Here is a 24333-nt window from a genome sequence, read left to right on the forward strand (position 1 = left end):
GACGGCGATGGTTCAGGCGGGGCTGACCAGGACAGGGATGGCTCAGTCGGCGATGGTTCAGGCGGCGATGACCAGCGCGCCGACGACGCCGCCGAACCCGATCGCCTGGAGCGTGACCGCGATCGTCCGCCCGAGTTCGGTGCGGGCCGCCGCGTGGACCCGGGGGCCGGCCAGCGTGACCGCGAAGACCATGACGATGGCCGCGACCGCGGTGAGCGAGCCGGCCAGTCTGGACGCCACCCCGTAGACCGCAGCGATGCCGATCAGTCCGCCCGCCACCGCGGCGATGATCGTCGTCAGCGGCGCCGGGAGGACGGTGGCATGGGTGGTGGGGTGGGTGAGTGTCCCGGTGCCGGGGCGGGTGCCGCCGTCGACGCCCGGGGTCGCCGTGGTCTCCGATCCGCCCCGCCGACGCTCCTCAACCATCTGGGTGTTGCTCATGATCCGGACCCTACGCAGCGATCCTCTCCGGAACCTCGGCCTTTCCTGAGGGTTCGATTCGCACGCCATCGACGCTGGTCAGCGCACCTTCGGGCGGTGGAGAGATCGGTCACATCCGGTCGGATGCGCGCCCCTGTGACCGCCGACGCGGGAGCCGCGGCAGCGACTCCGTCCCCACTGCGCCGCGGCGCATCCTGGAACCGCCACGGGAGCGCGGGCGGGCGTAGGATTCCCGCGGATCTGAGGGGGCGAATGTGTGGTTCGTCGACGAGAAGGGGGGTTGTCGTGGGCGCTGCGCGTACCGTCGGAGGATGGTTCGAACCCGGTGACGACATCGGGAGGTCCTGGGACGAGGCGGAGGCGATCCTCCGGGCCTGCGAGGACCTCGACGGGGTGATGGCGGCCATCCGCGACGCGGAGTCGCCGGTCGAGGCGCGCCGGGCGCTCAAGCTGGGCTTCGGTTTCACCGGCCGTCAGGCCGCGCTGCTCCTCACCCTGCCGGTCATGGCGTTCACCCGCTCGGAGCGCTCGCGGATGGACGAGGGCCGACGCGCCCGGATGGACCTGTTGGCCGACGTCACCGGCTTCCTGCCCGCCATCCCCGACGAGCCGTCCCCGCCCCCACCGGCCCCGCTGCGGACCGTGCCTCCGGTCGCCGAGGAGGACTGGGTCGCCGGTGGCGAGTGGAGCGAGGAGTTCGACGGCGCTCTCGCGCGCATCAGTTCCGCGATGGGGGAGTCCCGGACCGCCCCCGATTCCGAGCCTCACCCGGACCCGCCGACGTCGGGTACCGGCGGCCGGTCGGCTGGTGGTCGCCGGTCGATGGCGGGGCAGGACGACGCCTCGGTGGTGCTCGACGAGCAGATCGGCGAACTGGCCGACGCCCTCGCGGAGCTCCTCCGGGTGGCCTCGGTCGTCGCCTGCGACGGCGCGCGCCCGGCCGACGATCCCCGGCAGTCCGAGAGTCCGTCGGGCGCTCTACTGGACAGGTGCGGCGTCGACGACACCACCGGTGTCCGCACCATGTTGTGGCACCTGCGCAGGACGGGCCTCGATTCGGTGGAGGGGTTGTTCCCGTTCGCGGAGCCGCTCACCGCGGCCCAGGGGTTCGAGGTGCAGGCGGCGAGGTTCGAGCAGGCGATGGGGGCCGGCACCCTCGGGTCTGAGCCGGGTGGTGACGCGACGTGGGCGGGTCGGTTGTGGCCGTTCGCCGAGCGCAGCGGGTTCGGCTACGCGGTGTCGTACCGCGCCGGTCGCGACGCCGGCTCGGTGTGGGCGTACGGCGGGGGCCAGCCCCTTCACCGGATGTGGGATTCGGTCGTGGATCTGCTGGTCGAGCTCTACCAGGCCTTCACGGTGGGCGCCCCGTGCGACTCGGCACTCGCCGCGGTCGCGGACGGCCGCGTGGTGTGGAGCAACCTGGGCTGACCTTGTCTGGGCTCCGCCCCCGCGGGGCCCCGCCCCGCAGGGCCGTGTCGTCAGCCCAGGTCGCGGGCCACCACCGTCGGGCGGGCCCCGCGGCAGAAGACCAGCTCGATCCTCCCCACCGTCTTTCCGGTGGTGCCACCGAGCAGCTCGGCGTAGGCGCACAACTGGAGCAGGTACTCGTCAACGGTGTCCACCGTGACGGCGACGTCGGTCTTGTAGTCGACGATCGTCAACGAGCCGTCGGCTTCCTCCATCACGAGATCGACGACCCCGTCCACCGCGACCGTCGTCCCATCCGCGGTGCTCAGCGGCCCCGCCACGGGTAGCTCGGCCCAGTGGGTGCGAGTCGCCGCCCGCCGGACGGGCTCGGAGGTCAGTGCGGTTCGCGCGACGGAAACCATCTCCGCGACGGCCTCCGGGTTCCGGCTCCCGCGCAGGGCGCCCCCCAACCCGAGGGCGACTAGTTGGTCCGCCGCCCATCGCTCCCAGTCCGCGATCGAGGAGTCGCGGTCGGCGGTCGGCCCGAGCAGGCGGCTCAGGTCCGTGTACTCGGCCAGGTAGTGCACGGCGGTACCGACGTCCGGCCCGGAGGCGAGCGGGGTGCCCCGCGGTGCGGGCGGCAACTCGTCCGGTCGCGTCGGGGCCGGGCTGAACCGGTCGCGCAACGCGGCAGCCAGCCGTTCGGGAAGTGGGCGCGGTTCTCGGGCCTCGTCGTCGCGTGCGTCGTCGCCGGTGCCGTCGGAGGCACTCTCGGCTTCCGGGTGCACGATCCGGGTCGCCGACCAGCCCGCGCGCTCGGCGGACCTGGCAGAGATCCGCCGGCTGCGTTCCACCCATTCCGCTTCGTCGGGCACGTCCACGGCGGGCGCGGCGGCAACCTCGAGCAGGTTCTCGCTGTACTCGACCAGATCGGGCGCATCGGCGTCTTCGATGACGGAGCCGAGGAGTGTCCCCCACAGGCCGGCCTTGGGTTTTCCGTCGGTGTTGAGGGCGTAGCCATGGCCGGAGACCGCGAGGCGGCTCTGCGCGCGGGTCGTGGCTACGTAGAGAAGCCGGATCCGTTCGGCGCGGGCGTGCTGTTTCTCCAGATCGGCGGCTGGTGTGTACCCGGGATCGCGGACGGCAGCGGAGAACGACACGGCCGGCCGGGGAGTCTCGTCGTCGGTCCACAGGAGCCGGCCCTGACCGTTCGGCCAGCCCCGACTCATCCCGGCCACGATGACCATCGGGTACTCCAGGCCTTTTGAGGCGTGGATGGTGTTGATGCGTACGGCGTCCACCCCGATCTCGGGGATGGCGGCTTCGGGGACGCGGGCGTCCTCCGCGGTCAGCGTCAATGCCCAGTCGGCGTAATCCCGCAGGTCGGCACGCGCGGGGTCGGTGGCGGACTCCTCCCATTGCCATGCGTGCTCGATCACGAACCGGATCCGCCGCCACAGGTCGCGCCGGCGCGGAGATTCGGCGACGGACTCGAAGACCATGCGGTTGTGAACGAGCCTCTCCAACAGCTCGCCGGGGCGCCGGGTGTCGCGGGACAGGGCCGAGAGGTAGCCCATCGCCTCGGCGACGGGCGACGCCTCGAAATCCGTGGGTGCCGGTGCGCCGGGAGCCCAGGTGCCACCGGCGGCGCGCCAACGCAGGAGGTCGTCGTCACCGCAGCCGAACAGCGGTGACCTCAGCGCGCCCACGAGGGAGGCCTCGTCGGCGGTGTTGGCCACGGCGCGAACGGCCAGGAGAAGGTCGCGGATCTCAGGTGTCCCGTAGACGATCGACGAGGCCTCGGTGCGGTAGTCGATCCCGGCGTGGTCGAGGCAGGTCTCGAGCATGGGCAGGGACCCGCGTGACGGCAGGAGGATCGCGATGTCGGCCAGTCGCAGCGGGGTCTGCCCACCTTCTTTGGACTCGTGGGTCCAGCTCTCCCGGATGGCGGTGGCGATCACCCTCGCCACATCGGAGGCCTCGGTCCAGTGGCGTTCGGTGGCTTCCTTCGAGTCGGGTGGGCAGTGCTCGGGAACGTCCTCCGTGCGGAAGATGAACGGTCGCGGCCCGTGGGCGGGGTCGTGCTCGGGCCGGCTCGGTGCGGGTTCGAGATCCCGGTACTCGGGTTGGATGCCGTCGGAGGCGGTGAGTACCTCTGAGAACACCTCGTTGACCCAGTTGAGGACCGGACGTGAACAACGGAAGTTCGTGCTGAGTCGCTCGATCTCGACCCCGCCCACGTTGTCGGCGCCACCCCGGGCGCGGAGATAGGTGGCGATGTCGGCACGCCGGAACCGGTAGATGGACTGCTTGGGGTCGCCGACGGTGAAGAGCCGGCCGGGTTCGGGTCCGGAGCCGTCGGTTGCGGTGGTCAGCAGTTCGGCGATGTCCAGCTGTATGGGGTCGGTGTCCTGGAACTCGTCGATGAGGATCCGTTGGTAGCGTGCCCGGACCCGCTCGCGGACCGTCGGGTTCTGCAGTAGTTCGCGCGCGAGGACGAGCTGATCGTGGAACTGCAGGGTGCCGTGGCGGCGGCGGTCGGCGGCGTGTCGTCGGACCACGGGGATGAGGGCGTCGAGCACCACCGCGATGCGTGGACGCCAGTGCTCGACGAGGATCGCCTCGCATACGGAGGAGAGCTGCTTGATCTCCTCTTTGATCTCCTTGACCACGTCGGTCCCGCCCCAGCTCGCGCCCTTGCCGCCGCGACCTGCCTTGACCGGATCTCCCAGGAGTTCCATCCAGGAGGGTGACGCGGTCGGGTCCGTGGCGGCGTCCTGCAGGTTCGCCAGCCAGGTCTCGTGGTCGTCGAGGACGGCGTAGAGCTTGTCCGTCTCGTCCTGGCAGGAGTCCCGCCACCCGACGATCGATCCGACGGCAGCGACCACCTCGGCCAGATCCGGCGACACGGGCAGGTCCGCGACGTCCGGGTACAGGGGATCGGTGGGCAGGCGGTCCCAGTCACGGTGCAGTGCCTCGACCACCTCGCGGAACGCGTGGGCATTCACGCCGGCGTCGAGCATGTCGTCGACTGCCTGCGCCAGATTGCCTGATCGAGTGGCGGTCGGGCCGCTGCCGAACAGGAGGGTGGCGGACTCCTTCCACATGGCTTCGACGGCGGTGGCCTCTGCGGTGTCCTGTTGGACGGTGACCCTCGGCGGGATCCCCGCCTCGAGGGGATTCTCCGAGAGCAGCCGCAGGGCGAAGGAATGCAGCGTGCCGATCGCGGCGGTGTCGAGGCCCGCCAGTGCGGCATCAGCCCGGTGGTCGCCCTTGGCGCGCAGGTCGACCAGTGTCACGCGGAGCCGGTCGCGTAGCTCGGCGGCCGCCTTCTCGGTGAAGGTGATCGCTGCGATTCGGTCGACGGGCACGGCGTCGTCCAACAGGAGTGTGCTGAGCCGGCTGACCAGGGCATGGGTCTTTCCGGTCCCGGCGCCGGCCTCCACGAAGAGCGTGGCGGAGGTGTCTGTTTCCACGCGGAGACGGGCGGCCCGGTCGGGGAGGTGGCTCATGTGGTCGTCTCCGATTCGTTCTCGGTCGGGTCGGCGGCGACGAGGCCGGCGAATGCGGGATGGGACGCGATCGGTACCTGCTGGGACAGCTGCTCCCAGGCGCGGTCGAGCTCCGTGCCCCCGATGAGCTTGGCCAGGTCACGGGACGACCCTCGCCCGCCCTTGAGCGGGAACCAGCCCCGCTGGAGGGCGTCCACCAGATTGCCCACGTCCTCACGGACCTTGTCCATGACGTCGACGGTGATGTCGAGGGAGATCTGCTCGAACTCCCCGCGCTCGGTGCAGTACCAGTACCGCACCTCGCGAACCGGGAGGTCGTGGGATGCCTCGGCGGCCGCGGCGTAGAGCGGCAACTGGAATCGCGTGCCGGAGATGGTGGGATCATCCTCGGTCGGCCGGTCTTCTGACTCCGGTGGCTTCCCGGTCTTGTAGTCGGTGACCCGCTGGGCGTCTCCGCGCTCATCGAGCCGGTCGATGGACCCGGCGAGGAGGACCGATGTCGCGCCGCGGGAGGTGGTCACCTCGAACGGGATCTGGACCACCGAGCCGTCGGGGGCCTGTCGGCCGAACCCGAGCTCGGTAGCGGCTGGGGCCCACCCCGCCTCGAAGTCCACCTCATCCTCCGAGAACCACCGGTCCAGCTCGGCTCCGAGCAGGATCTCCCTTCGGCGCCACAACGAGGCCACGAGGCCCGGCGAGGTCGCGATGGCGGCCTCGCATTCGCTGCGAAGCGCTCTCATGAGCAGGTCGCGGTCCGGGCCGGACCCGGTCTCCACCCGATCGGAGATGTAGCGCTGGAGGATCGAATGGACCAGGTCGCCGTAGTCGCGCAGGTCCATTTCGATATCTGCAGCCGGGTCGTCGAGCGTTCGGACCCGCAACACCGTGGAGAGGAAGAACAGGTAGGGACTCTGTGCCCAATCCTCCAGCCTCGTGGGCGAGAGCGGATGGTCGAGGAAGGTGAGCAGGTCGGCAGCCGAAGAGACGTCGCCGGTGAACCGCGTGAACCGGCCACGCCGACGGTCCTGACGCATCTCGTGGGCGCGGACCAGCAGATCAGGGGCATCCGCCCGAGCCAGCCACCCGTGGGCGGAGAGGTCCCGGATCCGCAGTTCGGCGAGGGTGGCCGGGTCCGAACCGAGGGCGGTCGGCGGGGTGAGCACGCCGTCGACGAACGAGGGCACTGCGGTGACGGCCGGGCATCCGTCGACGTCCTGCTGCCACTTGGTGGCGCGAACGGACTTCCGGGCGAGTCGGGACAGGGTGGGCAGCAGCCAGCGGGACGGGATCCGGTCGCCGCCGCCTCGCATCGACCCACGGGGGAACGAACACATGCGGTGCTCGGAGCCGGCGGTCAGCGCCAGCTGGAGAACCCGGTACCGCTCGTCGAGTCGTTCGGAGGAGGGGGGCTCGACCGCGCCCTCGGGGACGAGCGGGTCGGGCTTGTGCAGGACCGGGAGCAATCCCTCCGCCATTCCCACGACGCAGACGGTGTCCAGATCGCGACCCACGGCGTCGTCGATCGGCCCCAGGGCGACCCCGGCGCCCTCCTCGCCGACACGGTCACCGATCGCGTCCAGTCGCGTGGCGACCGCACCCACGACGCGATCCCGGGTGATCGCCGGCGCGATCGTATCCAGATCGCCTAGGGAACCGAGCACCGCGAGCACGGCGGCCCGGTCGGGGGCCTGACGGAACAGTGAGGCGACGAGACCTGTCACAGCCCGTGTGGCCTCCGTCCAGGTACGCGCGGCGTCGACGGCAGCGAGTCCGGAACGGATGTTTCGGATCAGGCGCAGCAGCGCGGCAGCGGCGGCCCGTTCGGACTCGGCGAGGGCCTCAGGCTCGGCCTGCAGATACTCGGCCAGTCGCTCCCAGTCGCCGGCACCGATGACGGGGAAGCGCGTCCGGGTGAGGATCTCGAGCCGCCGGGACGAGACGGCGGCGCCGTCGTCGTCGAACGGGGCGATCGCACCTTCGGCGATGATCGAGAGGAGATCGGCGCGGGGCATCCGGTCGGCATCCAGGCCCAGCAGCCGCACGATCGTACGGCCGGCGGGGGAGCGGCCGAGTGCCGCGTCGGAGGGGCCGTAGACGGTGATCCCGGCTTCCGCGAAGGCTCGGTGGAGAAGCCGCAAGTAGGGGTCCGGTGAGGGGTAGTAGACACCGATTTGGTAGCCGGGGACCCCGTCTGCGAGACGCGAGCGGACGAATCGGACCACTGCGCGCACCTCGTCATCGGAATCCGACGCGTGGAGCACGTGGGTGCCGGTGACCGCCTTCCCGGTGCCGGGCTCGGCGGCGGAGGCGAGATGGTCCGATCCGGTGCCGGGAAGAGGGGAGATACCGCGCTGATCCAGCGCGGCCCGCAGCCTGCGCTCGGCCTGAGTCCCGCGCAACGGTGCGGCGAGCACGATCCGGCCCAGCTCGTCCAGACGCTTCAGCGCGATGCCCACGGCCTCGAACTGCGTGTAGTACGCGGCACCTGTCATCGCGTGGACCTCGTCGGCCAGCCGGAGGACCTCCGAGTGCAAGCGGGTCTGCGCGCCGACCGACCCCGGCTCGACGGTCCCGAGCCGCAGGCAGGCCTGGGCCACAGCCTGCCCCGTGACGGGCTCGGCGGCGACCGACTCGAGGTACCCCGGGTCGGCGTCCAACGCCTTCTCGACGGCGGCGGCTAGGAGCGGGAACGGGAGTGCGGCCCTCGGTGCCAGTGCGGGAGCCGAGAGCTCGCTGATCACCTGGGAGGCGGTCCGCACCGCCACGTTGACCGAGCCACCACTGAGCGCCAACGCCCGGACGAGGTCCCGGACCGCACCGAACGAGGGCACGAGGACGGTGATGCGGCCGAGGGGGTCGGTACCGCGGAGGCGGTGCACCTCGGCGGCGAGGGCGGTGGGATGAGCCTGGGATCCGGTCACACCGCCATGGTGCCCCACGGGTCCGACAACCCCGGGGTGGACGGTCTCTCATCACCGCTGACGGCGTCGGACCCTGCTGCTACCGTCCGGTCAGACCGGCCCACCCGGGGCAGCGGAAAGCGAGGGGGCACCGCCGATGTCGTACGGCTGGGACAATGGGGCGGCAGGATCGCGGACACCGCAGGGATGGCAGGGGTCCGGGTATCAGTCCGAACCACAGCGCGGGGGCTCCGGCGTGGCCATCGCCCTCATCGCGCTCCTGGCGATCCTGGCGCTGGCGCTGATCGGCGCGATCGCTTATCTCTTCCTGCGCCCGGGCGGCGTCTCCGGCGACGGGTCGGGTCAGGTGGTCGCTGTCTCCTCGTCGTCGTCCCCCACGGCTCCCTCACAGCCCCCGGTCACGGAGACCGCCTACACAACCGCGCCGGAGCGCGAGACCGTCACGGTCACCCGCGAGGCGCCCGCGACCCGCTCGTCGCCGACCGTCGGGTATCCCGCCGGCGCGGATTCCTCCGGCTGGGTCGACAACCGTCAGGCACGGTGCAATGCCGGTGATCCGGCGGCGATGATCGGCCGCACCACCCAGGCCTCGTTCTCCATCTGCGTCAATCCGGACAACGGCCGGTACTACTACCGCGGCTACGCCGACGGGGCCGGGGTGGAGATCGACGATCCCGCGGTCTCCGGTGGCTCGGCGATGGTCGCCAACAACGACGTCCTCTACTCGATCGACTCGTCGGGAATGTGGATCTACCAGGGTGGGGAGCTGATCTCGAGCCAGCCGATGGTGTCCTTCTGGGCGGAGTGACGGGGTGGTCGAGGGCGCGGTCGGGGGTTCCGCTAGTGTTTTGCCTCGTGCCACGAGCACGGCCCTGTGGCGCAGTTGGTTAGCGCGCCGCCCTGTCACGGCGGAGGTCGCGGGTTCGAGTCCCGTCAGGGTCGCCGGAGAGAGCCGGTGCATTCGGTCCACGCCGAACGCACCGGCTTTCGTCTGTCCGGCTACCGCGGCCCCAGCCTCGCCGCGATCGCGTCCCGCGTCGAGGAGAACGTGAACAGGAAGTGTTCGAGCGCTACCTGGGCGTGGTGGGGGAGCAGCGGGGCGACCGGCACGGTGGTCCGCTGCAGGACGTGCCGGCCGTCGAGGATCCACGACGTGCGTTCGTCGTCGAGATTGAGTCGAGCCAGCTCGAGCGCCGCGTCGGACCTGGAGCGCACTCCCCGCACGACCCACGCCCAGATGCGCGCGTACGGCTCGTCCTCGTCGAACGAGACGTGCATCCGGTGGCCGACGTGGTCGAAGACGATGGCTCCGCGGTCGTCGACCACGCAGGCCCGTCCCGTGACTCTCTCGACGATCGCCTCGAACCGTTCCCGGGCGTCCTCGTGGTCGGCCACCTCCACCGCCATGTCGATGGGGTTCGGGTGGTCGGCGGGGTCGTTGCCGATGGGGATCGAGTCGGTGCGGAGGAGACGCAGCGGTCCGGTGTGCCGCCCGACCGTGCCCTGGCAGCGCAGGGTCAGCAGCTGGGGGTGCGGTACCCCGAGCCGGTCGCGGCAGGCATCGGCGACCGCCCGGGCGATGGTGCCGGGCGCGGTGGGGGAGGTGTGGGCGATCATCTCCTCCACGAGGGGGTGACCGGCGAGGCGCACGGTCACCCAGGTGCGCTCGCCGCCGGGCGCGAGGTGGACGACGCACCGCCCCCGCGTTCCGGACGCGTCGGACGGCGCGGTGAACTCCATCGCGCCGACCGCCCCCGACCTGCGCAGATGGCCGGCCAGGGTGGTCTCGAAACCGTCCCAGGGGTCCTCCGCCGGACGCAGCGGCGCGCTGCCCGGGCCGGAGAGCTGGTCGCGCACGGCGTCATCCCACCGGGGCGAGGGCGGCCACGTCGTCGACCGCCCGGCGGAGTTCGCGCGAGGCGGTGCAGTCACCGAGCCGTTCGGCGACGGCGTCGGCGATCGCGCGGTAGAACCACAGTTTCTCCTCCGGCCCGGCGTTGAACAGGCCCCACATGTCACCGCCCAGCCGCTCGTGCGCGGTGACCATCGAGCGCAGGTTGTGGATCTTGTCGGCGGCCGAGATGAGCAGGCACTCGTGGGAGTCCTCGGCCAGTCGCGCGAGGTAGCCCTCCTTGCGCACCCGCCACGGCGGGGTCTGGACACCGGCGGTCTTGTCCTCCGACACGCCGCGGACGAGTTCCGTGACCCGCTCGCCGAACTCGGCGGTCATGTCGTCGGCCGAGTACACCGTTGGCGGCACGTCCTCCAGGACGTCGTGCAGCAGCGCCGCGACCGCCACGTCCTCGTCGGAGGTGAAGTCCGAGACGATCAGCGCCACCGCGACCGGGTGGGCGATGTAGGGCGTCGGGTCGTCCTTGCGGGTCTGGCCGGCGTGGCAACGGGCGGCGACCGCGAGCGCGCGGTCGAGGGTGGGGGTCCAGGTGAGCGACATGGTGCACTCCTCGAGGGGAGAGGTCCCGACGCCGGGCGACGCCGCCGGGTCGTGGGTGGAACCGGCGGTGACCGGTGTCCCTTCCACACTCCCGAGTACACACCACGGGTACGACACGGGGGAACCGATCGGCGTGGGGCGCGCGTCGTACATGGTGAGGACGCCACGGGGGCGTCCCGGTAGTAGACCGGAACGACGACGAGGAGGGCTCGTGCCCGACGGGACGATCAGGGCGGATGCCGGGAAGATCGCGAGCGCGGTCTCGGTGTTCCGCGACTGCGGGGAGGCGGCCGCGGAGGTGACATTTTCCGAGGTCACGGCACGTCTGGGCGGCGGTCTTCCGGGCGGGTCGGCGATCGAGCAGGCGGTGGACCGGGCGTGCGGTGCTGCCGCGGTGTGCGCCTTGAGAATCGCGGGTCGGCTCGGGGGCCTGGCCGACTTCGCTGCCCAGGCGCACCGGTTCCTCGAGGCCGAGGATGAGGACTTCGCGGCTCTCCTCGCAGCGGTGGCCCGGCGGTGAGCTGGACAGTCGCGGACATTCGTCGTTGGGACGTGTCCGCGTTGGCGGGGGCCGGCGGCGAGGTCGGCCGGCAGCACTCGGTGGCGCAGGGCATCCGGAGGGACCTGGTCGACGGTGCGGTGGAGCTGGATGATGGCTGGGACGGGGCGGCCGCTGACGCCGTCCTCGACACCGTGGAACGTGAGAAGTCGCACGTCAGCACGCTGGCTGACGGACTCGAGGATCTGGCTGATGCTCTCCGGAGCTCGCACGCTGCTCTGGGGCCGGCAGTTCAGACGGTTCGAGATCGGATCGCCGATGCCGGGGCAGCCGGACTCGAGGTGAGCGAATCGTCGGTGCGTCCGTTGTCGGGTCGCGACGACATCGATCAATCGACGGTCGATGAGCATGCGGAGGCGATCAGCTCCGCGGTCGACACCGTTCGCTCCCTCGATGAGCACTACGGGCGCGAGATCGACCAGATCGCCGCTCGGCTGCACGCCGCGATCCCACCCGAGGTCGATCGGTCGCCGATCCCGGGCCCGGACGACCCGTGGCCGGGTCGCGGTGTGGACGCGATGACGGGGGCCGCGTCACGGGGTTACCCGGACGTCGCCGATGAACTCGATCCACTGACGCGGGGGAGACACACGCTCAACCCGGCCCCGGATGACTTCGGCAGAGCCGCGGCGACAGGACTGCGGGGGCTCGGTAGGGTCGCCGGTCCGGTCGGTGGCGGGCTTACGGTGTACGACGGCGTGAAGGCCCACGCCCAGGGGAAGACGTCGACCGGCGAGGCCGTCGCGGAGACCCTCGGGGCTCTGGGTGGCGGCGCGCTCGGAGGCGCCGCAGCCGGCGCCGTCGCAGGAACGATGTTCGGTCCCCTCGGCACGTTCATCGGCGCCGGCATCGGTGCGGCCGTCGGGACGTACCTGGGACAGCAGGCGGGCGATATGGCTCACGACCGGTACCGGGCCCACACGGCAGAGAGGTGACACGACCATGAGGTATGGGCAGAGATGGGACGACCCGTCGGAACGCGACCCGCACCCCTACGAACACCCCGCCCTGGAACCGGAACCCGGATTCTGGGACGGCAAGTGGGAAGAGTTCAAGCGGCGGTTCATCCAGATGGCCTGGGAGGATCACTACAGCCGGACCGTCCTCATCCTCTCGACGGTGGGATTCGTGGCGACATTCATCTGGATGTGGTTCACCGGTGAAACCTGACGCCCACCCCTAGAACGTCTTGGCGTCGATCACGAACCGGTACCGGACGTCCGAGCTCACGACGCGGTCGTACGCCTCGTTGATCTTGTCCGCCGAGATGAGCTCGATGTCGGCCGTGATCCCGTGCTCGGCGCAGAAGTCGAGCATCTCCTGGGTCTCGGGGATTCCCCCGATCATGGACCCGGTCAGGATCCTGCGCCCGGCGGCGACGGACCCGGCCCGCACCGACATCGGCTCGGTCGGGATGCCGATGTTGACCAGCGCTCCGCGCGGCTTGAGCGTGGCGAGGAACCGGTCCATCGGCAGGCTCGCGGAGACGGTGTTGAGAATGATGTCGAAGGTGCCGCGGAGCTCGCGGAGTGTGGCCTTGCCCTCGTCGCCTGCGGTCGCGTAGTGCTCCACGGCGCCGTACTTCAGCGAGTCGTCCCGCTTGGAGGTGGTCTGCGACAGGACCGTCACCTCGGCGCCCATCGCCACGGCGAGCTTCACCCCGACGTGTCCGAGTCCGCCCATGCCGATCACCGCGACCTTGGTGCCCGGGCCGACGTTCCACTGCTTCAGCGGCGAGAACATCGTGATCCCCGCGCACAGCAGCGGCGCCGCCGCGGCCGGGTCGAGCCCGTCCGGTACGGACACCACCATGGGCTCCTCGACCACGATGTGGGTCGAGTAGCCGCCGTTCGTCACCGGGCCCTCGGGGTTGCCCTCGGGCAGCGGGGAGCCGTAGGTCGCGACCGACCCGCGCTCACACTCCTGTTCCTGGCCGGCCTGGCAGGAGGCGCACTCGTGGCAGGCGCCGACCAGGCACCCGACGCCCACGCGATCGCCGACCGCGTGCCGCGTGACCTCCGAACCGACCTCGCGGACGATGCCGATGATCTCGTGCCCGGGTGCCACGGGATAGGTGGTCTGCCCCCACTCGCCGCGCACGTGGTGGATGTCGGAGTGGCAGATGCCGGCGAACTCGATCTCGATGAGCACGTCGTCCGGGCCGGTGTCCCGACGTCGGATCGTGGTCTTCTCCAGGGGTGCGTCCGGTGCGGTGGCGGCGACGGCGGCGACGTCCATGTGTGGTCTCCCGTTGATCGAGTCGGATTCGTGGTGCGAACTGTCCAGTCGGAGTGCCCGCCACAGTAGAGGCGCGCGCGTCCCGCTGCAGAAAGCCGAGCGTCGGCGCGGTTCCCGTCCGCGATTCCCTGACGCATGTCAGCGCCATGGCTATGATCCAGATCACACCGCCTCCCGTGAAGGAATTCCCACATGGCCGACACCGTCCGCGAACAACTCCGCCGCCACGCCGACTCCGATTCCGTCGCGATCCGCTACGACGACACCTCGATCACCTGGCGTGACTACCTCGCGGGCGCCGACGCCCGGGCCGGCGCCGTCACGGGGATGCTGGATCCCGCACGGCCGCTCCACGTGGCGACGCTGCTGGAGAACACCCCGGAGATGCTCTACGCGTTGGCGGCCGGCGCGGCGGGCGGGTACGTCACCGTCGGGCTCAACGCGACCCGCCGCGGGGAGGGGCTGGCCCGTGACATCCGCAAGTCCGAGTGCCAGGTCATCCTGACGGACCGCGAGCTCAAGCCGCTGCTGGACGGCCTCGACCTGGGTGAGGTCAGCGTGATCGACACCGACTCCGACGAGTGGGCGGCGCTGGTGGCGTCGTCGTCCGCCCCCCAGGACCCGCCGCCGGTGGAGGCCATGGACCCGTTCATGCTCATCTTCACCTCGGGCACGTCGGGTGATCCGAAGGCGGTGCAGGTCGGCAACTTCACGGTGACGATGTCCGGGGAGAACCTCGCGCCGTCCTTTGGCCTGACCTCCGATGACGTGCTGTACCTGTCCATGCCGCTGTTCCATTCCAACGCCATCATGAGCGGCTTCTCTCCGGCGATCGCGGCGGGCGCCACCATGGCGCTGGCCCGCCGGTTCAGTGCGACCCGGTTCGGGGACGACATCCGCCGCTACGGCGTGACGTACATGAACTACGTGGGCAAGCCGCTGGCCTACATCCTCGACACCCCGGCCCGCCCCGACGACGCCCAGACCACGCTCCGCGCCGCGTTCGGCAACGAGGCCGCGGCCAAGGACATCCCCGCCTTCGCGCAGCGGTTCGGGTGCGAGGTCCGCGACGCCTACGGCTCCACCGAACTCGCGGTGATCATCGTGCGGACCGAGAACTCGCCGCTGGCGTCGATCGGGGAACCGTTCCCGGGGGTCGCCGTGTATGACCCCGCGACCGTTCAGGAGTGTCCCCGCGCGGTGTTCGACGACGACGGCGCCGTGACCAACCTCGACGAGTGTGTGGGCGAACTCGTCAACACCGAGGGGGCGGGGTTCTTCGCCGGCTACTACAACGACGACACGTCGACCTCCGACCGCATGAGGGACGGGATGTACTGGTCGGGCGATCTGGCCTACCGCGACGCGGACGGCTTCGTCTACCTGGCCGGGCGCAGCGGGGACTGGCTGCGCGTCGACGGCGAGAACATGGCCACCGGCATCGTCGAGGAGATCCTGCTGCGCAACCCGGCGGTCTCGCGGGTCGCCGTCTACGGTCTGCCCGATCCACGCGGGGTGGGTGACCAGCTCGCCGCGGCGATCGTCCCCCGCCACGACTCGGAGCTGGAGCCGGCCGCGTTCGAGCAGTTCCTCGCCTCGCAGCCGGACCTGTCGCCCAAGGCGTGGCCGCGCTGGGTCCGGATCTCCGTGGACCTGCCCACCACGGCGACCAACAAGATCCTCAAGCGGGAACTCATCAGGCAGGGCGTGGGGGCCGCCGGCGCAGGCGGCCCGGGGACAGGCGACACCGGGGCAGGCGGCACAGGGGCAGGCGGTGCGCCGGCGGACACCTGGTGGGAGCGCGACGAGCGGGGCACCGCGTACACCGAGCTGGCCGGGGCGCGGGTGTAGTGGTCGCGGTCTGATGGTCTACGTCGTCACGCGGTTCGACTTCCGCGCGCCGGGCGCCGGGCCGGAGGAGCGCCGGGACCGCTACCGCGCGGCCCTCGACATGGCCCGCTACGCCGAGGAGACCGGCCACGACGCGGTCAACCTCTCCGAACACCACGCCTCGGAGGACGGCTATCTGCCGTCCCCGCTCATCGCGGCGTCGGCGGTCGCGGCCGTGACCAGCCGCGTCCCCATCACGGTGTGGGCGCTCATCGCGCCGCTGTACGACCCGGTCCGTCTCGCCGAGGACATCTCGGTCCTCGACCACCTCGCCTCGGGCCGGGTCAGCTTCACCTTCGGGCTGGGCTACCGCCCGGTCGAGTACGCGCTGCACTCACGCGAGTGGAGAACCCGGGGCGCTCGTCTCGACGCCCAGCTGGAGACCATCCTGGCCGCCTGGCGAGGCGAGCCGGTCGGCGACGACCCGGCGGACGGCTCCCCGCGGTCCTCGCCCACGCCGAGGCCGTTCTCCGACCCCCACCCCCTCATCTTCCTCGGCGGTGGCAGGGCGGCCGCCCGGCGGGCCGGGCGACTCGGCATGCACTTCCAGCCGCAGGTCGACGATCCCGAGCTCACCGCGCTGTACCGGGCGGAATGCCTCGCCCACGGGCATCGGCCCGGCCTCGTCGTCGAACCCGTTCCCGGCCCCGCGACGGTGTTCTGCGCCGAGGACCCCGACCAGTTCTGGGCGCGGTACGGCCACCACCTCCTCGCCGACGCCCTCGGGTACCGCGCCTGGCAGACCGGCGCCGGCGACGCCGGCGGCACCCGCAACTCCTTCGTGCACTCCGATGCCCGCACGGTCGACGACCTGCGCGACGAGGGTGTCTACGTGGTGGCGACCCCCGACCAGCTGGTACGACTCGTGCGTGCCGGCGACCTGGGGCTCATCACCAACCACCCACTGTGTGGCGGGATCCCGGTCGAGGCGGGCTGGGAGTCGCTCCGCCTGCTCGGCGAGCGGGTCCTACCCGAGGTCCGGTGAGGGGCCCGCCGCCCCCGTAGTCTCGGGCGAATGAGCAACGCGACCACCCGCGGCACCGTCCGCTACTGGGCCATGCCCGCCGCCCTCGGCACGATGGGGGCGCTGCACTTCGTGGCGCCCCGGCCGTTCGACGGACTCGTCCCGCCGGAGCTGCCGGGCAGTCGGCGCGCGTGGACCTACGGCTCGGGCGTCGTGGAGGTGGCGGTCGCCGGGCTGCTGGCCGCGCCCGCCACCCGGAGGCTGGGCGGCGCGGTCGCGACCGCACTGTTCATCGGCGTCTTCCCGGGAAACCTGCAGATGGTCCGCGCCTGGCGTCGCAAGCCCGTGTGGCCGTATCAGGTGATCGCGTGGGGCCGGCTCCCGCTCCAGGTGCCGATGATCCTCGCCGCCGACAGCATCCGCCGCGGCGCCTGACCCCGAGGCGGGTGCCTGACCCCACCCGGGGCGCGCCCCGCGCTCAGTCGAGGCGCCAGGCCTCGATCCGGGCGAGCGCGTCCCGCTTGACGTCGTTCGGCGCGAACGACGACTCGATCGACGCCCGCGCCACCCCGACCAGCCGCGCCACCGACACGCCCATCCGTTCGTGGGCGGCCACGTACTCGTCCACGACATCCACACCGAACAGCAGTGGGTCGTCGGCACCCAGAGAGCAGCGCACCCCGGCCTCGAGCAGCCGCGGCAGCGGGTGCTTCTCCAGCGAGGGGTACACGTCCAGCACGACGTTCGAGGTGGGGCACACGTCGAGGCAGGTCCCGCGCTCGGCCAGCAGCTCCAGCACCCGGGGGTCCTCCACCGCGCGGACGCCGTGCTGGATCCGGTCCACGCCCAGCTCGATCGCGGAGCGCACCTCGTCCGGGCCGGCCAGTTCGCCGGCATGGGGCACCACCCCGAGCCCGGCGTCGCGGGCGATCGCGAACGCCCCGGCCGCGTCGGCCACGGGGTTGCCGCGCTCGTCCGCGACCAGACCCACCGCGACCACGCCGCGGTCGGCGAACCGCGCGGCCAGCCGGGCGGCCTCCAGTGCGTGCTCGGGCCCGGCGCCGCGGTCGATGCTCACGATGGACCCGGTCCACACGCCGTGACGGCGCCCGGCGTCGGCCACGGCCGGGAGGATGAACTCGAGCGCCTCCTCCGCCGAGCCGAACGCGACCGCCTTCTCGGGGATCGACGCGAACTCCAGCGCCACCACACCCTGCGCGGCGGCGTCGGCGACCACCTCGTCCAGTAGCCGCCCGACCCGCTCCGGGGTGTGCAGCAGGTCGATGAGCAGGCCGTACGCGCCGAGGAACGCGGTGAAGTCCGCATACTCCACGAGGGGCGGGACCTCGATGCCGTCCTCCGCGCACCACTGCCTCAGGGTGGCCTCTCGCATCGCTGCCTCGAGGTGCACGTGCAGGTGCGCCTTGGGCAGCGCGGTGAAGCGGTCGTGGGCGCTCGTGCGGGGGGTCATTCCTCGGCCTTGACCTCGCGGGCCTCGTCGGCGACGTGCTGGTGGGTCATGGGGTCGGTGCCGTCCCACGAGGAGACGTTCCGCGCCTTGGGCAGGTCGTCGCGGTGGAACACCGGGTTGTGGCCCTTGGCCCGCTGCTTCAGGTAGTGCTGCAGGAGCGCCACCGCGAGACCGCCGAGCGGGATGATCGCGATGAGGTTGATGGTGGCCATGACGCCCATGAACAGGTCGGCGAGGTTCCAGATGAGGTCGACCGAGCCCAGGCTGCCACCGAGGACGGCGAGCACCACGAGGATGCGGAAGGTCCGCAGTGCGGCGGGGTTGCCGCGCAGGAAGGTGATGTTGGCCTCGCCGTAGTACGAGTTGCCCAGGATGGAGGAGAACGCGAGGAAGAAGATGACCACCATGAGGAAGGGCACGCCCCAGTCGCCGACCGAGGCGGCCAGCGAGTCCTGGGTGAGCGTGATGCCCTCGCGGTCACCGCCGAACTCCGGGTTGGCCAGAAGGATGATGAATGCGGTGGCCGAACACACGATGATGGTGTCGAAGTAGACACCGAGCGCCTGGACGAGGCCCTGCTTGACCGGGTGGGAGACCGATGCGGTGGCGGCGGCGTTGGGCACGGAGCCCATGCCGGCCTCGTTGGAGAACAGTCCTCGGCGCATGCCCTGCATGATGGCCGCGCCGACGGCGGCGCCGGCGACCTCGCGGAGCCCGAGCGCGTGGCCGACGATGAGGGAGATCATCGCCGGGACCTCGGTGATGTTGATCGCGACGACGAAGAGGGCGACGACGATGTACGCCACCGCCATCACGGGGACCAGGATCTCGGTGACCGCGGACAACCGGCGGACGCCACCGAAGATGACGGCGCCCACGACGAGGGCCAGGGCGATGCCGATGATCAGGCCCGGGGTGAAGCCCTCGAGGGAGAACTGGTTGCGGACGGACTGGGCGATCGAGTTGGCCTGGACGGCGTTGAACACGAACCCGTAGGTGACGGTGATGATCACGGCGAAGGCGATGGCCAGCGGCTTCCAGCCCAGCCCGTCGCGGATGTAGTAGGCCGGCCCGCCCACGTAGGAGTCCTTGCCCTTGACCTTGTACAGCTGCGCCAGGGTGGACTCGACGAACGCGGTGGCGCCGCCGATGATCGCGAGCAGCCACATCCAGAACACCGCGCCCGGCCCGCCGACCGTGATCGCGATCGCGACGCCGGCGACGTTCCCGGTACCCACGCGGGAGGCGGCGGAGATGGTGAAGGCCCGGAAGGCGGAGATGCCCTTCTTGTTCTCCTCGATGTCCGACGGCTTCTCGAAGATCGCCCTGATCATCTCCGGGAACATCCGGATCTGGACGATGAGGGTGGTGACGGAGAAGTAGAGACCGGCGACGACGAGTAGCGCGATCACCGCGTACCAGTAGACGTCGTTGATGGACACGATGAAGTCGGTGACAGCGCTCACACGGTGACGGTATCGGATCACGGCCGCGGAGGCGATCCGACCTACCCTGGGAGTCGTGACCGACTTCGCACCGACTGCCCCGGACGTCGCCCTGCTCTTCGAGGGCGGCGGTATGCGGGCGGTGCACACCGCCGGAGTCGTGGAGACGTTGATCGAGGCGGGCATCCACACCGGGTTGGTCGCGGGGATCTCGGCGGGTGCCTCCCACCTGGCGAACTACGTGTCGCGCGACGCGGTCCGGGCCCGCAAGAGTTTCGTGGAGATGGCCGCGGACCCGAACTTCGGCGACTGGCGCAGCTTCGCCCGCGGCAAGGGTCTGTTCAACGCCGAGTACATCTACGAGCAGGCCGGACTGCCTGACGAGGTGCTCCCGTACGACTTCGAGACGTTCGACGCCAGCGGTACCGAGGCACGGATAGGAACGTTCCGCTGCTCCGACGGAGAGACCGTCTTCTGGGGCGAGGACGACATCACGTCGATGAGCGACCTCATGAGGATGGTCCGGTCGTCGTCGACGATGCCGGTGTGGATGCCGCCCGTGCTCATCGACGGCGAGTACTACGTCGACGGGGCGCTGGGTCACGACGGCGGGATACCGCTGTCGGCGGCTCGCGACGCGGGGTACGACAAATTCCTGGTGGTGCTGACCCAGCCGCACGGGTATCGGAAGATCCCGCCACGACGGCTGACGCCGTTCTACCGCTCCTACTTCCGCCGGTTCCCGGCGGTGGGGGAGGCGCTGATGCACCGCTGGGCCCTCTACAACGAGACCCTCGACGAGATCGAGGCGCTGGAGGAATCCGGTGACGCGCTGGTCTTCCGGCCGCACCGGGTGATGATCCGCAGTTATGAGCGGCGCGTGGACCGCCTCGCCGAGGCGTATGTCCTCGGGCGGGAGCAGGCGAGGCGCGAGGTCGACACCTGGCTCGACTTCTGCGGGATGTAAAACGTCCGAAATCGCGAAACGCCCCGGTGGCGAACCACCGGGGCGTGTCGAGTCAGATCAGGAACCGAACAGCGCGGCTCCGCCGGCGAGGGTCGACAGGATGTAGGCCGGGAGCCCCAGCAGGCCATCGACGGCGTCCGAGCCGGTCGAGGGGGCGAGGCCGGCGGAAGCGGTGGAGAGGTTGCTCCAAAAAGTAGAGAAGGGACCCATAGTGTTTCCTTTCGACAGCGGCGCCACGGAATGTGGGCCATGTCTCACACGGTACGGCCGGCCGCGGGGCCGACGCCACCGCCGAATCGTGACCTTTCCGCTCCTTAACTAATTGCCTAACCGTTATGCTGCATGGTTCCCACTTTATGAGGAAATGCCTAGGCTGACGGCGGGGCGTCTGGGGTGCGGATCCACCACAGGGATGGATCGTCAGATCAGCTCCGGAAGGAGTGCATCATGGGAAGCCTCGTAGAGCTCGCCGGGTCGTCGATGGCGGCGGCCGGCAGTCTCGTCCAGGATTCGGGCTCGACGCTCGTTGATTCAGCCACGTTCCTCCCGTTCCACATCGTCCAGATCCTCTGGGGGACCCTCTTCGGCATCGCCGGGGATCTCGGCTCGACCTTGCCGGGGGCGTGAACTCGACGTCACCTGAGTGACGACGGGCGGGCGGGGGTCGGTTAGGTCACCCTGGATAGACAGACCAGTCTGTCCTGACTATTGTCGCGGGCATGACCGATACTGCAGCCGCCCCCCGCCCTGCTCGTCCCGCGCGGGCGCCCAAGCCGCAGGGGCAGTGGAAGATCGACGGCAAGCTGACGCTGAACCACAACGAGGAGTTCAAGCTCACCGACGACGCGCTCAACGTGCGCCAGCGGATCCTGGACACGTACTCCAAGGAGGGCTTCGGCTCGATCCCGTCGGACGACCTCTCCGGCCGTATGCGCTGGTGGGGCCTGTACACCCAGCGTAGGCAGGGTCTCGACGGCTCCCGCACCTCCAAGCTGGAGGCCGACGAGCTGCAGGACGAATACTTCATGATGCGCGTCCGTACCGACGGCGGCGCGGTCACCACCGACCAGCTCCGCGTGCTCGCGGGGATCTCGACCGACTTCGCCCGCGGCACCGCCGACATCTCCGACCGGCAGAACATCCAGTACCACTGGATCGCGATCGAGGACGTCCCCACCGTCTGGCGGCGGCTCGAGGACGTGGGGATCGACACCGTCGAGGCCTGCGGCGACTGCCCGCGCGTCATCCTCGGCAGCCCGGTGGCGGGCGTCGCCGAGAACGAGATCCTCGACCCCACCCCGGTGATCGCCGAGATCAAGGCCAAGTACATCGGCACGCCCGAGTTCTCGAACCTGCCGCGCAAGTTCAAGTCCGCCATCACCGGCCACCCCAGCCTGGACGTGGTCCACGAGATCAACGACATCTCGCTGGTGGGCGTCGAGCATCCCGAGCTCGGTCCCGGTTACGACCTGTGGGTGGGCGGCGGCCTGTCCACGAACCCGCAGCTCGCGACCCGCATCGGCGTGTTCGTCCGCCAGGAGGAGGCCGCCGAGGTGTGGGCCGCCGTCGTGGGCATCTTCCGCGACTACGGCTACCGCCGCATGCGCACGCGCGCCCGGCTCAAGTTCCTCATCAAGGACTGGGGCGCCGATAAGTTCCGCCAGGTCATGCAGGACGAGTACCTGGGCCGCGAGCTGCCGGACGGCCCGGCACCCCGCCGCGGTGTCGGCTCGGGTGACCACGTGGGCGTCTTCGAGCAGAAGGACGGCCGCTACTACGTGGGCGCCGCCCCGACCGTCGGCCGCGTGGGCGGCGAGAAGCTGGCGCGGGTCGCCGACCTCGCCGAGGCCGCGGGATCCAAGCGCGTCCGCTTCACCCCGCACCAGAAGCTGCTCGTGCTGGACGTCGAGCCGGACAAGGTCGACCAGCTGGTCGACGGACTGGCCGAGATCGGCATGTACGCCCGCCCGAGCTCGTTCCGCCGCGCCACCATGGCGTGCACCGGCATCGAGTTCTGCAAGCTCGCCTTCGTCGACACCAAGGACACGGCCACCGCGCTGGTCGACGAGCTGGAGCGGCGCTTCGCCGACGACGCGCCCCTGCGCACGCCGCTGTCGATCCACCTCAACGGCTGCCCCAACAGCTGCGCCCGGATCCAGACCGCCGACATCGGGCTCAAGGGCCAACTGCTCGACGGTGACACCCCCGGATTCCAGGTCCACCTGGGTGGCGGGCTGGCCTCGCAGGACCAGGAGTCGGGTGGGCTCGGGCGCACGGTCCGCGGCCTCCGCGTGCCGTCGGCAGAGCTGCCCAACTACGTCGAGCGCGTGATCCGCAAGTACATGGACACCGGTGCCGGCGGCGAGACCTTCGCCGAGTGGGCGCACCGGGTGGATGAGGAGGCCCTCGTATGACGGCTGTAGCTCTGGACCTGCTGCCCCGCAGCACGGTCCTCACCCCCGGCCCCGGCCGGAAGCGCACCACCTCCGAGCTCAAGGCGATCGCCGAGGAGGCCGGCCGTCGCTTCGACGACCGCGGCCTCTACGGCAACCACTCCGAGATCGACCCCGCCGAGGTCCTGGCCTGGGCGGGCGAGACCTTCGGTGACGCGCTCGCGGTGGCCTGCTCCATGGCCAACACGGTCGTGCCGGAGATGACCGCACCCCACGCCCCCGGCGTGGACGTGCTGTTCCTCGACACGAGCTACCACTTCTCCGAGACCGTCGGCGTCCGCGACGCGCTCGCGGCCACGCCCGGCCTCAACGTGGTGGACGTCCGCAGCCCGGCGACCCGCGAAGAGCACGAGGCCGCCCTCGGCCCGCGCCCCTTCGAGACCGACCCCGAGCTGTGCTGCCGCCTGCGCAAGGTGGAGCCGCTGGACGCCGCCCTGTCCGGCTACGAGGCCTGGATCACCGGCCTGCGCCGCGTGGACACCGACCACCGGGCCGGCGCGGCCATGGTCGAGTGGGACGAGAAGCACTCCATGGTCAAGATCAACCCGCTGGTCGCGTGGACCCTCGAGCGTGTCCACGACTACGCGGCCGAGCACGGCTGCCTGCTCAACCCGCTGCTCGACGACGGCTACCCGTCGATCGGCTGCGAGCCGTGCACCCGCCGTGTCGAGGCCGGAGCGGATCCCCGCTCGGGCCGCTGGGCGGGATCGTCCAAGACCGAGTGCGGCATCCACCTGTGACCAGTGCGCTCTCGGCGCCGCCCGCCGGCCCGGCACCGACGCCGGCGCTGGACGGGCTCCCGCTCACCGTCGGCCTCGCCGGTCGCGAGGTGCTGCTCGTCGGTGCCGGGCCCGTCTCGGCCCGCCGGGCGGAGACCTTCCTCGAGGCCGGCGCGGTCCTGCGCGTGGTGGCCCCGCGCGTCGACCCGGCCATGGCCGACCTCGCGGAGCGGGCATCCGACCACCTCGTCGTCGTCACCAGGTCGTTCACCCCATCCGACCTCGACAGTCCCTGGATGGTGCACGTCGCCACCGGCGACCCCCTTGTCGACGCGGAGATCGCCGCCCTGTGCGAGCAGCGCCGCATCTGGTGTGTCACCGCGGGGGACGCCGGGCTCGGCTCGGCGCGGGTACCCGCGCGGACGGCCGTCGCGACGCCCGCCGGCCTCGTGCGCATCGCGGTCGACTCCGGCGACCCCCGGCGGTCGGTGCGCGTGGGACGCCACGTGGCGCGCTCGCTGGCCACCGCGCCGGCCGGCCTCCGCGCCCGGCGCCGCCCGGCCACCGGGTGGGTCGCGCTCGTGGGTGGCTCCGGCGACGGTGACCTGCTCACCGTGCGCGCCCGACGCCTCGTCCACGCCGCGGACGTCCTGGTCACCGACGGCGCGGCCGACGCCGCGCTGCTGACGGAACTCGACGACGACGTCGAGGTGCTCGAGACCGGACCCGGCCTGCCCGCCGCCCGCGTCGCCGAACTGGTGGCGACGCGGTTCGCCGCGGGACACGGGGTCGTGCGGATCGCGGCGGCGGCCAGCCTGGCCGCGCGGGCCCGCGAACTCGACGCCGTCGGGGTGGAGTTCGAGGTCGTCCCCGGCGTGGTCTGAGCAGGGCAGT

General features: G+C 71.0%; 22 protein-coding genes and 1 tRNA gene. 14 read left to right on the forward strand and 9 right to left on the reverse strand.

The features are described 5' to 3' along the window. Positions 1–57: 57 nt before the first annotated feature. Positions 58–441, reverse strand: a complete 384-nt coding sequence (locus tag NR111_RS16150) for a hypothetical protein (RefSeq protein ID WP_256821397.1) — start codon at positions 439–441, stop codon at positions 58–60. 285 nt (positions 442–726) lie between these two features. Between NR111_RS16150 and NR111_RS16155 the strand changes: the two genes are divergently transcribed. After that, the gene (locus NR111_RS16155) at positions 727–1869 is read left to right on the forward strand and encodes a DNA gyrase subunit A (protein ID WP_206474480.1); all 1143 of its coding nucleotides are present in this window, start codon (positions 727–729) and stop codon (positions 1867–1869) included. A 50-nt stretch (positions 1870–1919) separates the two neighbouring features. Here the strand turns inward: NR111_RS16155 and NR111_RS16160 are convergent, their stop codons facing one another. Both NR111_RS16160 and NR111_RS16165 read right to left on the reverse strand, forming a co-directional pair. Next, on the reverse strand, positions 1920–5360 hold the full coding sequence (locus NR111_RS16160) for an exodeoxyribonuclease V subunit beta (RefSeq protein ID WP_256821399.1): 3441 nt from the start codon (positions 5358–5360) through the stop codon (positions 1920–1922). Then, complete coding sequence (locus NR111_RS16165) at positions 5357–8281, reverse strand: PD-(D/E)XK nuclease family protein (RefSeq protein WP_256821400.1); 2925 nt, start codon at positions 8279–8281, stop codon at positions 5357–5359. Before NR111_RS16165 ends, NR111_RS16160 begins: the two co-directional genes overlap by 4 nt. A gap of 235 nt (positions 8282–8516) precedes the next feature. On the opposite strand from NR111_RS16165, the gene NR111_RS16170 reads away from it, so the two are divergent. Next, positions 8517–9089, forward strand: a complete 573-nt coding sequence (locus NR111_RS16170; RefSeq protein WP_240341205.1) for a hypothetical protein — start codon at positions 8517–8519, stop codon at positions 9087–9089. 60 nt (positions 9090–9149) lie between these two features. Next, positions 9150–9223: transfer RNA gene (locus tag NR111_RS16175), tRNA-Asp, on the forward strand. A 57-nt stretch (positions 9224–9280) separates the two neighbouring features. Here the strand turns inward: NR111_RS16175 and NR111_RS16180 are convergent. Continuing rightward, positions 9281–10138, reverse strand: coding sequence for a hypothetical protein (locus NR111_RS16180; RefSeq protein WP_256821401.1), 858 nt, complete (start codon positions 10136–10138; stop codon positions 9281–9283). 4 nt (positions 10139–10142) lie between these two features. Then, a complete protein-coding gene (locus NR111_RS16185) occupies positions 10143–10733 on the reverse strand; it encodes an HD domain-containing protein (RefSeq protein WP_206474503.1) in 591 nt (196 codons plus the stop codon). A 211-nt stretch (positions 10734–10944) separates the two neighbouring features. Between NR111_RS16185 and NR111_RS16190 the strand changes: the two genes are divergently transcribed. The 3 genes from NR111_RS16190 to NR111_RS16200 are packed head-to-tail and all read left to right on the forward strand — an operon-like array spanning position 10945 to position 12462. Next, the gene (locus NR111_RS16190; RefSeq protein ID WP_206474476.1) at positions 10945–11253 is read left to right on the forward strand and encodes a hypothetical protein; all 309 of its coding nucleotides are present in this window, start codon (positions 10945–10947) and stop codon (positions 11251–11253) included. Further along, positions 11250–12227 carry a WXG100 family type VII secretion target gene (locus NR111_RS16195; RefSeq protein ID WP_256821402.1) on the forward strand — a complete coding sequence of 326 codons (978 nt, stop codon included), beginning with the start codon at positions 11250–11252 and terminating at the stop codon, positions 12225–12227. The genes NR111_RS16190 and NR111_RS16195 overlap by 4 nt, the downstream gene beginning before the upstream one ends. A 7-nt stretch (positions 12228–12234) precedes the next feature. After that, positions 12235–12462 carry a hypothetical protein gene (locus NR111_RS16200; RefSeq protein ID WP_007626596.1) on the forward strand — a complete coding sequence of 76 codons (228 nt, stop codon included), beginning with the start codon at positions 12235–12237 and terminating at the stop codon, positions 12460–12462. A 9-nt stretch (positions 12463–12471) separates the two neighbouring features. On the opposite strand, the gene NR111_RS16205 is transcribed toward NR111_RS16200, so the two are convergent. Beyond that, entirely contained in the window at positions 12472–13530 is a 1059-nt protein-coding gene (locus NR111_RS16205; protein ID WP_206474475.1) for an NAD(P)-dependent alcohol dehydrogenase, read from the reverse strand. Positions 13531–13722: 192 nt separating this feature from the next. Between NR111_RS16205 and NR111_RS16210 the strand changes: the two genes are divergently transcribed. The 3 genes from NR111_RS16210 to NR111_RS16220 are packed head-to-tail and all read left to right on the forward strand — an operon-like array spanning position 13723 to position 16819. Beyond that, positions 13723–15381: an AMP-binding protein gene (locus NR111_RS16210; protein WP_256821403.1), complete on the forward strand. Its 1659-nt coding sequence runs from the start codon at positions 13723–13725 to the stop codon at positions 15379–15381. A gap of 13 nt (positions 15382–15394) precedes the next feature. Then, positions 15395–16405 (forward strand): LLM class flavin-dependent oxidoreductase, encoded by a 1011-nt coding sequence (locus tag NR111_RS16215; protein WP_206474473.1) that lies wholly within the window; start codon positions 15395–15397, stop codon positions 16403–16405. 30 nt (positions 16406–16435) lie between these two features. Then, the gene (locus NR111_RS16220) at positions 16436–16819 is read left to right on the forward strand and encodes a hypothetical protein (RefSeq protein ID WP_206474472.1); all 384 of its coding nucleotides are present in this window, start codon (positions 16436–16438) and stop codon (positions 16817–16819) included. Between the two features lie 43 nt (positions 16820–16862). On the opposite strand, the gene add is transcribed toward NR111_RS16220, so the two are convergent. Both add and NR111_RS16230 read right to left on the reverse strand, forming a co-directional pair. Further along, positions 16863–17855 (reverse strand): adenosine deaminase, encoded by a 993-nt coding sequence (add, locus tag NR111_RS16225; RefSeq protein ID WP_256821404.1) that lies wholly within the window; start codon positions 17853–17855, stop codon positions 16863–16865. Then, entirely contained in the window at positions 17852–19321 is a 1470-nt protein-coding gene (locus tag NR111_RS16230) for an alanine/glycine:cation symporter family protein (RefSeq protein WP_206474470.1), read from the reverse strand. The genes add and NR111_RS16230 overlap by 4 nt, the downstream gene beginning before the upstream one ends. A gap of 55 nt (positions 19322–19376) precedes the next feature. On the opposite strand from NR111_RS16230, the gene NR111_RS16235 reads away from it, so the two are divergent. Further along, the gene (locus tag NR111_RS16235; RefSeq protein WP_244294182.1) at positions 19377–20267 is read left to right on the forward strand and encodes a patatin family protein; all 891 of its coding nucleotides are present in this window, start codon (positions 19377–19379) and stop codon (positions 20265–20267) included. A gap of 57 nt (positions 20268–20324) precedes the next feature. Here NR111_RS16235 and NR111_RS16240 read toward each other — a convergent pair whose 3' ends face one another. Beyond that, entirely contained in the window at positions 20325–20477 is a 153-nt protein-coding gene (locus NR111_RS16240; RefSeq protein ID WP_256821405.1) for a hypothetical protein, read from the reverse strand. Positions 20478–20714: 237 nt separating this feature from the next. Here NR111_RS16240 and NR111_RS16245 point away from each other — a divergent pair, with 237 nt between their 5' ends. The 4 genes from NR111_RS16245 (at position 20715) to NR111_RS16260 (ending at position 24323) form a co-directional block, all read left to right on the forward strand. Then, positions 20715–20894, forward strand: a complete 180-nt coding sequence (locus NR111_RS16245; protein ID WP_256821407.1) for a hypothetical protein — start codon at positions 20715–20717, stop codon at positions 20892–20894. A gap of 92 nt (positions 20895–20986) precedes the next feature. After that, a complete protein-coding gene (locus tag NR111_RS16250; protein WP_256821408.1) occupies positions 20987–22681 on the forward strand; it encodes a nitrite/sulfite reductase in 1695 nt (564 codons plus the stop codon). Continuing rightward, on the forward strand, positions 22678–23460 hold the full coding sequence (locus NR111_RS16255) for a phosphoadenylyl-sulfate reductase (protein WP_067715394.1): 783 nt from the start codon (positions 22678–22680) through the stop codon (positions 23458–23460). The genes NR111_RS16250 and NR111_RS16255 overlap by 4 nt, the downstream gene beginning before the upstream one ends. Then, positions 23457–24323 (forward strand): NAD(P)-dependent oxidoreductase, encoded by an 867-nt coding sequence (locus tag NR111_RS16260; RefSeq protein ID WP_067715392.1) that lies wholly within the window; start codon positions 23457–23459, stop codon positions 24321–24323. Before NR111_RS16255 ends, NR111_RS16260 begins: the two co-directional genes overlap by 4 nt. The last annotated feature ends 10 nt before the right edge of the window (positions 24324–24333 follow it).

It is taken from the genome of Dietzia sp. Die43 (assembly GCF_024519835.1).
GTDB classification, from domain to species: Bacteria; Actinomycetota; Actinomycetes; order Mycobacteriales; family Mycobacteriaceae; genus Dietzia; species Dietzia kunjamensis.

Bases quoted from the DNA above. Each gene is read 5' to 3' on its own strand.
- NR111_RS16150 (WP_256821397.1), bottom strand. From the start codon at position 441: ATGAGCAACACCCAGATGGTTGAGGAGCGTCGGCGGGGCGGATCGGAG.
- NR111_RS16160 (WP_256821399.1), bottom strand. From the start codon at position 5,360: ATGAGCCACCTCCCCGACCGGGCCGCCCGTCTCCGCGTGGAAACAGAC.
- NR111_RS16185 (WP_206474503.1), bottom strand. From the start codon at position 10,733: ATGTCGCTCACCTGGACCCCCACCCTCGACCGCGCGCTCGCGGTCGCC.
- NR111_RS16200 (WP_007626596.1), top strand. From the start codon at position 12,235: ATGAGGTATGGGCAGAGATGGGACGACCCGTCGGAACGCGACCCGCAC.
- NR111_RS16205 (WP_206474475.1), bottom strand. From the start codon at position 13,530: ATGGACGTCGCCGCCGTCGCCGCCACCGCACCGGACGCACCCCTGGAG.
- NR111_RS16210 (WP_256821403.1), top strand. From the start codon at position 13,723: ATGGCCGACACCGTCCGCGAACAACTCCGCCGCCACGCCGACTCCGAT.
- NR111_RS16215 (WP_206474473.1), top strand. From the start codon at position 15,395: ATGGTCTACGTCGTCACGCGGTTCGACTTCCGCGCGCCGGGCGCCGGG.
- NR111_RS16220 (WP_206474472.1), top strand. From the start codon at position 16,436: ATGAGCAACGCGACCACCCGCGGCACCGTCCGCTACTGGGCCATGCCC.
- add (WP_256821404.1), bottom strand. From the start codon at position 17,855: ATGACCCCCCGCACGAGCGCCCACGACCGCTTCACCGCGCTGCCCAAG.
- NR111_RS16240 (WP_256821405.1), bottom strand. From the start codon at position 20,477: ATGGGTCCCTTCTCTACTTTTTGGAGCAACCTCTCCACCGCTTCCGCC.
- NR111_RS16245 (WP_256821407.1), top strand. From the start codon at position 20,715: ATGGGAAGCCTCGTAGAGCTCGCCGGGTCGTCGATGGCGGCGGCCGGC.
- NR111_RS16250 (WP_256821408.1), top strand. From the start codon at position 20,987: ATGACCGATACTGCAGCCGCCCCCCGCCCTGCTCGTCCCGCGCGGGCG.
- NR111_RS16255 (WP_067715394.1), top strand. From the start codon at position 22,678: ATGACGGCTGTAGCTCTGGACCTGCTGCCCCGCAGCACGGTCCTCACC.